6 protein-coding genes and 1 pseudogene are annotated in these 6,263 nt (G+C 69.3%); 2 read left to right on the forward strand and 5 right to left on the reverse strand.

Annotated features, from left to right (window positions below):
- The 4 genes and pseudogenes from ACLEQD_RS34575 to lspA (ACLEQD_RS34590) form a co-directional block, all read right to left on the reverse strand.
- Positions 1–499, reverse strand: a pseudogene (locus ACLEQD_RS34575) (hypothetical protein); the annotation flags it as partial.
- A gap of 141 nt (positions 500–640) precedes the next feature.
- On the reverse strand, positions 641–1,942 hold the full coding sequence (locus ACLEQD_RS34580) for a prolipoprotein diacylglyceryl transferase (protein WP_410389952.1): 1,302 nt from the start codon (positions 1,940–1,942) through the stop codon (positions 641–643).
- An 18-nt stretch (positions 1,943–1,960) separates the two neighbouring features.
- Positions 1,961–2,575 carry a signal peptidase II gene (lspA, locus tag ACLEQD_RS34585; RefSeq protein WP_410389953.1) on the reverse strand — a complete coding sequence of 205 codons (615 nt, stop codon included), beginning with the start codon at positions 2,573–2,575 and terminating at the stop codon, positions 1,961–1,963.
- A gap of 32 nt (positions 2,576–2,607) precedes the next feature.
- On the reverse strand, positions 2,608–3,240 hold the full coding sequence (gene lspA, locus ACLEQD_RS34590) for a signal peptidase II (protein WP_410389955.1): 633 nt from the start codon (positions 3,238–3,240) through the stop codon (positions 2,608–2,610).
- Between the two features lie 120 nt (positions 3,241–3,360).
- Between lspA (ACLEQD_RS34590) and ACLEQD_RS34595 the strand changes: the two genes are divergently transcribed.
- Positions 3,361–3,735 carry a hypothetical protein gene (locus tag ACLEQD_RS34595; protein WP_410389957.1) on the forward strand — a complete coding sequence of 125 codons (375 nt, stop codon included), beginning with the start codon at positions 3,361–3,363 and terminating at the stop codon, positions 3,733–3,735.
- 61 nt (positions 3,736–3,796) lie between these two features.
- Here the strand turns inward: ACLEQD_RS34595 and ACLEQD_RS34600 are convergent, their stop codons facing one another.
- Positions 3,797–4,915: an endonuclease/exonuclease/phosphatase family protein gene (locus ACLEQD_RS34600; protein ID WP_410389958.1), complete on the reverse strand. Its 1,119-nt coding sequence runs from the start codon at positions 4,913–4,915 to the stop codon at positions 3,797–3,799.
- A 235-nt stretch (positions 4,916–5,150) separates the two neighbouring features.
- Here ACLEQD_RS34600 and ACLEQD_RS34605 point away from each other — a divergent pair, with 235 nt between their 5' ends.
- The gene (locus tag ACLEQD_RS34605; protein WP_410389960.1) at positions 5,151–5,879 is read left to right on the forward strand and encodes a Mut7-C RNAse domain-containing protein; all 729 of its coding nucleotides are present in this window, start codon (positions 5,151–5,153) and stop codon (positions 5,877–5,879) included.
- Positions 5,880–6,263: the final 384 nt, after the last annotated feature.

A 6,263-nucleotide genomic window follows, 5' to 3' on the forward strand; every position in this document is an offset into this window, starting at 1 on the left:
GCCCGGGCGCACCGGCGGGCTGCGCCGCGACGGGCGCCACCGCGGGCGTGCCCCGGAAGGACGTTCCGCCGGCGCCCTGCTCCGCCAGGTACTCCGCGGCGAGCTTCGGCTCGTTGATGGGGCGGCGGCCGGTGAGCTCCTCGACCTCCTCGAAGTCCATGTCGGAGACTTCTTCCGTGAGGTCCACCACGCCCTTCTGGCGCTCCCCGGCGGCACCGGGCTGCTTCACCCCGGCGCGGCGGCGGGCCTTGGCCAGGTCGCGGCGGTAGGTGCCGGCTTCAATCTCCTGGAGCGTGCGCACCCACAGCCGCTCGTAGGTGAGGAACTTGTTGTGGAGGCTCTGCACGCGGAACTTCACCGACGTGCTGCGGATGAAGGCCCCCTTGAGCTTCAGCATCCGCTTCTTCAGGTCCTCATGCGCGCGGACGGGCGCCTGGCGCTCCATGCCCATGAAGTACTGCTCGTAGCTATGGCGCAGCTCCGCGATGGCCGCTTCCATCTCCTCACATTCGTGAAGGGCGGCTTCGCTGGAGGAACTGGCATCCTGCGCGGGCCGGCCTCCGCCTTTGGCGGCGGACCGGGCGTTGTCGGGCGGCGGCATGTCCTGGGAGTGTCCCCAACCCGGGCGCGGCTCGCAACCTCAGGCCGCGGACGGTGTAGGCCCCAGGCCCGCGGCCTCACCCGCCGGCCGGTGGCGCGCCATCAGCAGCGCACCGAAGGTGAACATGCACAGGGAGATGAACTGGCTGGTGGACACGTTGTACCAGGCCTCCAGGGGCACCGCCCCGGCCAGCCCCTGGGCCCCCAGCGACTCCAGCAGGCCGTGCAGGGTGCCGCGCTCCACGTCGCCCCGGAACAGCTCCACCGTGGTGCGCAGGACGGCGTAGGCCATCAGCCACAGGGCGAAGATGTGCCCGTGGAAGCGGCGGAAGCGGCGCGCGTACAGGAGCGCCACGAAGAACACCAGCTGCCCCACGGATTCGAAGAGCTGCGTGGGGTACACCGGCAGCGTGGTGCCGTGCTGGGCCACCCAGTCGGAGATGCGCACCGCGCCCGGCGCCCAGTCGTGGAGCACCTGCCCGGTGGCCTCCACGACGTAGCGGCCGTCCCCGGCCTGCGAGCCATACGCCAGGCTGGACGCGCCCCCCAGCCGGCCAAGCAGGTCCTGGGCCAGCCCGGAGCCCGGGAAGCTGACGCCCGTGTGGGAGTGGCTCCCCGCCATGTCGCCCCAGCAGCACCCGGCGGAGAAGCACCCCAGGCGCCCCAGGCACTGCCCCAGCGACACCGTGGGGATGCACACGTCCGCCAGCCGCAGGAAGTCCAGGTGGTGCCTGCGCGCGAAGAGGAACGCGGCCCCCCCCGCGCCAATCAAACCGCCGTAGAACACCAGCCCGCCGCCCAGGGAGAAGGCCTGCGTCCAGTCGCGCGCGTAGTCCTGCCAGTTCACCAGCACGAACAGCACGCGACTGCCCACGAGCCCGCCCACCAGCACCCAGAACGCCAGGTCCATCACCTGCTCGCGCTTCTGGGGCCCCTCCGTGTCCACCCATCCCCGGCCCTCCACGAAGCTCACGCGGCGCCACTCGTCCTGCGCCAGCCGGCCCGCCACCGACACGGCGGTGACGAAGCCCAGGGCCAGGAGCACGCCGTAGGTGTGCAGCGGGATGCCCTCGCCCTTGCCGCCGGGGAAGGCGTCCGCGGGCAGCGCGTACATCAGGCCGAAGTACGCGAGGAAGCCGCCCACCCCCGCGAACCCCGCCGCGCGCAGGAGCTTGTCCTGGAGCGGCGCGGGCCCCTCCTTGCCCGTCTTGTCATCCACCGGCCCCAGCGTGCCCCGCCAGCCGTTGACGGCGACGGAGGCCACCACCGCCACCGCGGCGGCGTACAGCAAGAGCTGCATCCACAGCGTGGTGAAGGACAGGCGCAGCAGGACGGGGAGCATGGGGGGACCTCCAGGCTTTCAGGAAGCCTTCGCGGGGGCGGAGGCCTGGGGCTTCTCCTTGCGCACGAAGGCATCCACCACGAGCATGCCCACGCCGATACAGATGGCCATGTCCGCGACGTTGAACGACGGCCACGCGGCCTTGTCGTACCAATGGGCTTCCAGGAAATCGATGACGAAGGCCCGCGCCACGCGGTCGATGTAGTTGCCCAGCGCGCCGCCCAGCACCAGGGGCAGGCCCCACAGCGCCCACACCTCCGCGGGGTCCGTGCCGGACAGCTTCCGGAAGTAGAAGACGATGAGCAGCACCGCGCCCAGGCTCACCAGGTGGAAGAGCGGGCCGCGCACGTTCGGGGGCAGGTCGCGGAACATGCCCCACGCGGCGCCCGGGTTCTCCGCGTAGCGCAGGCGGAAGAAGTTCTCCACGACCTCCACGTGCGTGCGCGGCTGGAAGTGCAGGCCCCGGCTGCCGGGGGCCTCCGCGGGCGAATAGAACGCGCCCAGCCGCTGCGACAGCGTGGAGGCCCCGTCGAAGCGGGTGGTGAGGTCCCGCACGACCAGGTACTTCGTCCACTGGTCCAGGACGATGACGCCCAGCGTGAGGGCGAGGAGGATGGCGTATTTGCGCGGCACGGAGTGGGCTTATACCAGCCCACCCCCGCGCGTCACGGCTGCGGGCTGCTGCCCTGGGGGAGCGGCGTGGCCACGGCCTCCGGCCGGCGCACGCGGAAGGAGTCCAGCAGCATCAGCCCCACGCCCACGCAGATGGCCGCGTCCGCCACGTTGAACGTGGGCCAGCGCATGCCCGGCTGGTTGCGCCAGTGCCAGTCGATGAAGTCGATGACGTAGCCCCGGATGAGCCGGTCCACGAAGTTGCCCAGCGCGCCGCCGGTGATGAGCGCCAGCGCCACGCGCACCAGCTTCTGCGACGGCTCCGTCTTGCGGTACAGCACAAGGATGAACGCCAGCGCCACCAGGCTCACCACGTGGAAGAACGCCTTGCGAGCGGCGTCCGGCAGGCTGGAGAACATGCCCCACGCCGCGCCCGGGTTCTCCACGTAGCGGAAGTGCCAGTAGTCCTCGATGAAGCGGTACGGCCGGGTGTTCTTGCGGAACACGCCCTCCACCGGAGGGTCGTTGTCCAGGTTCTGCTCGCTCAGGAAGCCGGAGACGCGCGCCAGACCGCTGCGCCCATCCAGCGCTTCCGTCAGCCGGGACACGGCCAGGTACTTGGTCAGCTGATCCGCCGCCAGCACGGCGAGGACCACCACGAGGAGGAGGCGGAGGGAGGCTTTCATGCGGTGCTTGAACCTCTATCGCGCCCCCGGGAGCCCTGACAACCCGGACCCGGGCCGGGGCCCGCCAGCCCGCCTGTCCGCTGTCTCCCGGAGGCCGCGTGTTTCGGGCATGGTGCGCCCATGGCGCCTGTTGAGCCCGACGTGAAGCCCTCCGCTCCCGACATTGCCCCACCCGGAACCACCACGCCCCCGGCGGCGAAGCCGTCGCTGATGGCGCGCTTCAAGGCGCTGCTGGTGGAGTACGGCCCGCTGGCCATCGCGGTGAACTACCTCATCTTCGGCCTGGTCATCGTGGGCTTCTGGGCGGCCATCCGGGCCGGCTTCCAGCCCCAGGGGACGGGGGCGCAGGCGGGCGCATGGGGCGCGGCGTACATCGCATCGCAGGCGGTGAAGCCGGTGCGGCTGGCGGCGGTGTTCGTGCTGACGCCGCTCATCGCGCGCATCCCGCCGGTGGGCCGCTTCATCGCGAGGAACAAGCACAAGTGGAGCTTCTGAAACAGCACGGGCCGGGCACCGGGGGACTCCCGATGACCGGCCCGCGTTGCCTGCGTGCCCGCTAGAAGTTGGGCGTGACGTAGGTCTTCACGACGCCCATGTGCTGCATCATGGAGGCGCCGCTGTCGCTGAACTGCACAGGAGAGATGTCCGCAAGCGGCGTGTAGACGCGGCTGTCGAGCACGAGCCCGTTGGCGAAGGTGCTGTTCCCGATGACGGTGGCCACCTGGTACTTGCGCAGGTCGGCGTCCACGAGGACGTGGTCATACGGCTTGCTGCGGCCGGCGTTGGTGCCGTCCTCGCCGTTCTTGTCCACCGGGTGCGGGCCTGCGGTGTCGACCACCTGCTTGAAAGTGGTGAGGCACTGCTCTGAGCGGCTGTCGGTGTTGAAGTCGCCGCCGATGGCCAGGTAGTCGCTGTCGGGGACGTTGGCCTTGATGAACTTCACCAGGTTGGTGGCCTCCGTGTTGCGGACGCCAGAGCCACTGGTGAGCAGGTGCACGCTGACGACCCAGAGGTCGCGCGGGCCCGGGATGTTGATGCGCGCCCAGGCGAAGTCGCGGTTGGACACCTGGGTGTCCGTCCACTCGCCGGACTCGATGATGGGATAGCGGCTGATGACGCCGTTGGGGATCTGCGCGCCGGTCTCGCGGTAGTAGTAGAAGTTCGAGCCGAAGGCCGTGTCGACCATGGAGCGGATGTCCGCGGGGGTGTTCGACTGGTAGTTGAACTCCTGGATCATCACGATGTCGGGATCCACGCCCTGCATCAACCGGATGCCGTGGCCCGGGTCGTAGCTCTGGCCGTTGCCGCTGGTGAGGTTGGCCGCCATCAGGCGGATCTGCGTGACGCCGCCATCGGAGTCCGGGCCGTCAATCGTGCCCGCGTCCGTCGCGGAGCCGCCGTCGGTATCAGAGCCCGCGTCCGTCGTGGAGCCGCCGTCGGTATCAGAGCCCGCGTCCGTCGTGGAACCCGCGTCGGTCGAACCCGCATCCACGGTGTCGCCCGCGTCCACGGTGTCGCCCGCGTCCACGGTGTCGCCCGCGTCGGTACGGGTGCCAGCATCGGCCGAGGTCCCCGAGTCAGGGGGAGCGATGGGCTCGTCACCCGGGCCGCAAGCGAGCGCCAGGAAACCCAGCGCCACGAACGGGCGGAGGAACAGGGGGAACTTCATGGCCATACAGGGACCTGGATCCTTGCTTCCGAGGGGGTGATCCACCGGCTTCGGCGCGCCGTCTGACGCGTGATTATAGAAGTTTGCAGGAAGGCTGTCCCCTGACAGCACGTGAGGATTGCGATCTCCGCCCTTCAAGAATCCGAGAGTTCCGCCGCCCTCGCCGCCAGGAAAGGCTGGGATTCAGGGGAAGACATCGCGGATCACGGGCGACAACGCGGCAGGACGTGAGGAGTCCACGATGTCGGCACGGCAGCTCACGGTGCGGTTCCATGGCGCACTGAACGACTTCGTCGCACCGGAGCGCCGGGAGCGAACGTTCACCCACGTGCTGCAAGGCAGCCCTTCGGTGAAGGACCTCATCGAGTCACTGGGGCCGCCGCATCCGGAAGTGGACGTGGTGATGGTGGACGGCGAGCCGGTGGGCTTCGGGCACCGGGCGGAGGCGGACACGCACGTGGACGTGTATCCGGCCTCCGTGCCGGTGCCGCTCCCGGAGCTGCCGCGCTTCATCCTGGACGTGGGCTTGGGGCGGCTGTCGGGCTTCCTGCGGATGCTCGGCTTCGACACGCTCTGGCGCAACGACTCCGCGGACGCCCTGTTGGCGCGCGTGTCCCACGAAGAATCGCGAGTGCTGCTCACGCGCGACCTGGGCCTGCTGAAGCGTTCGGAGGTGGTGCAGGGCTATTACCCAAGAGCCACCGACCCCGCGCACCAGCTGGTGGAGGTGGTGCGAAGGTACGGCCTGACGTCACGCATGCGGCCCTTCTCCCGCTGCCTCGCGTGCAACGCGCCGCTGTCCACCGCGACGCCGGACGAAGTGCAGGGCCGCATCCCGGAAGGTGTGGCCCAGCGTCACCGCCACTTCCAACAGTGCCCCGGCTGCCAGCGCGTCTTCTGGCCCGGCACGCACCACGAACGCATGCAGAACCTGGTGGACACACTGCGCAGGCTGGAACAGCCCACCTGAAAAGCAGACGTCTGGAAATAATTTGAAAGCAAAGCTCAGGGATTGACCTGGGGCGCGTCTGAAGGCCTGCAACTTCAGACACCCATCACCCAGGCAGACACCCTCAGCATGAAATTTCAGCCTCTCAGAATCCTCATCATTGGACTTGCATTCCTCGCGGCATGCACTGCGCAGGACGCGCCGCCAGAAGAAACCACCCCTCCCCCGCAGTCGATTCTCCAGCGACTGGACACGCCCGCGACCCGGGTCCTGGCCGTGCCCAAATGGGTGGGCGTGCTGAAGGCCCGGAGCAGGACGAGCGGCCAGTGGACGACGCCCTATACCACGCACATCCGCTTCCGGTTTAGCTTCCGCTCCCGAGGGAAGCCTCACGCTTGCGTCGTT

This window comes from Corallococcus sp. 4LFB (assembly GCF_046520365.1).
In the GTDB taxonomy this organism is placed as follows: Bacteria; Myxococcota; Myxococcia; order Myxococcales; family Myxococcaceae; genus Corallococcus; species Corallococcus caeni.

Bases quoted from the DNA above. Each gene is read 5' to 3' on its own strand.
- ACLEQD_RS34605 (WP_410389960.1), top strand. From the start codon at position 5,151: ATGTCGGCACGGCAGCTCACGGTGCGGTTCCATGGCGCACTGAACGAC.
- lspA (WP_410389955.1), bottom strand. From the start codon at position 3,240: ATGAAAGCCTCCCTCCGCCTCCTCCTCGTGGTGGTCCTCGCCGTGCTG.
- ACLEQD_RS34580 (WP_410389952.1), bottom strand. From the start codon at position 1,942: ATGCTCCCCGTCCTGCTGCGCCTGTCCTTCACCACGCTGTGGATGCAG.
- ACLEQD_RS34600 (WP_410389958.1), bottom strand. From the start codon at position 4,915: ATGGCCATGAAGTTCCCCCTGTTCCTCCGCCCGTTCGTGGCGCTGGGT.
- ACLEQD_RS34595 (WP_410389957.1), top strand. From the start codon at position 3,361: ATGGCGCCTGTTGAGCCCGACGTGAAGCCCTCCGCTCCCGACATTGCC.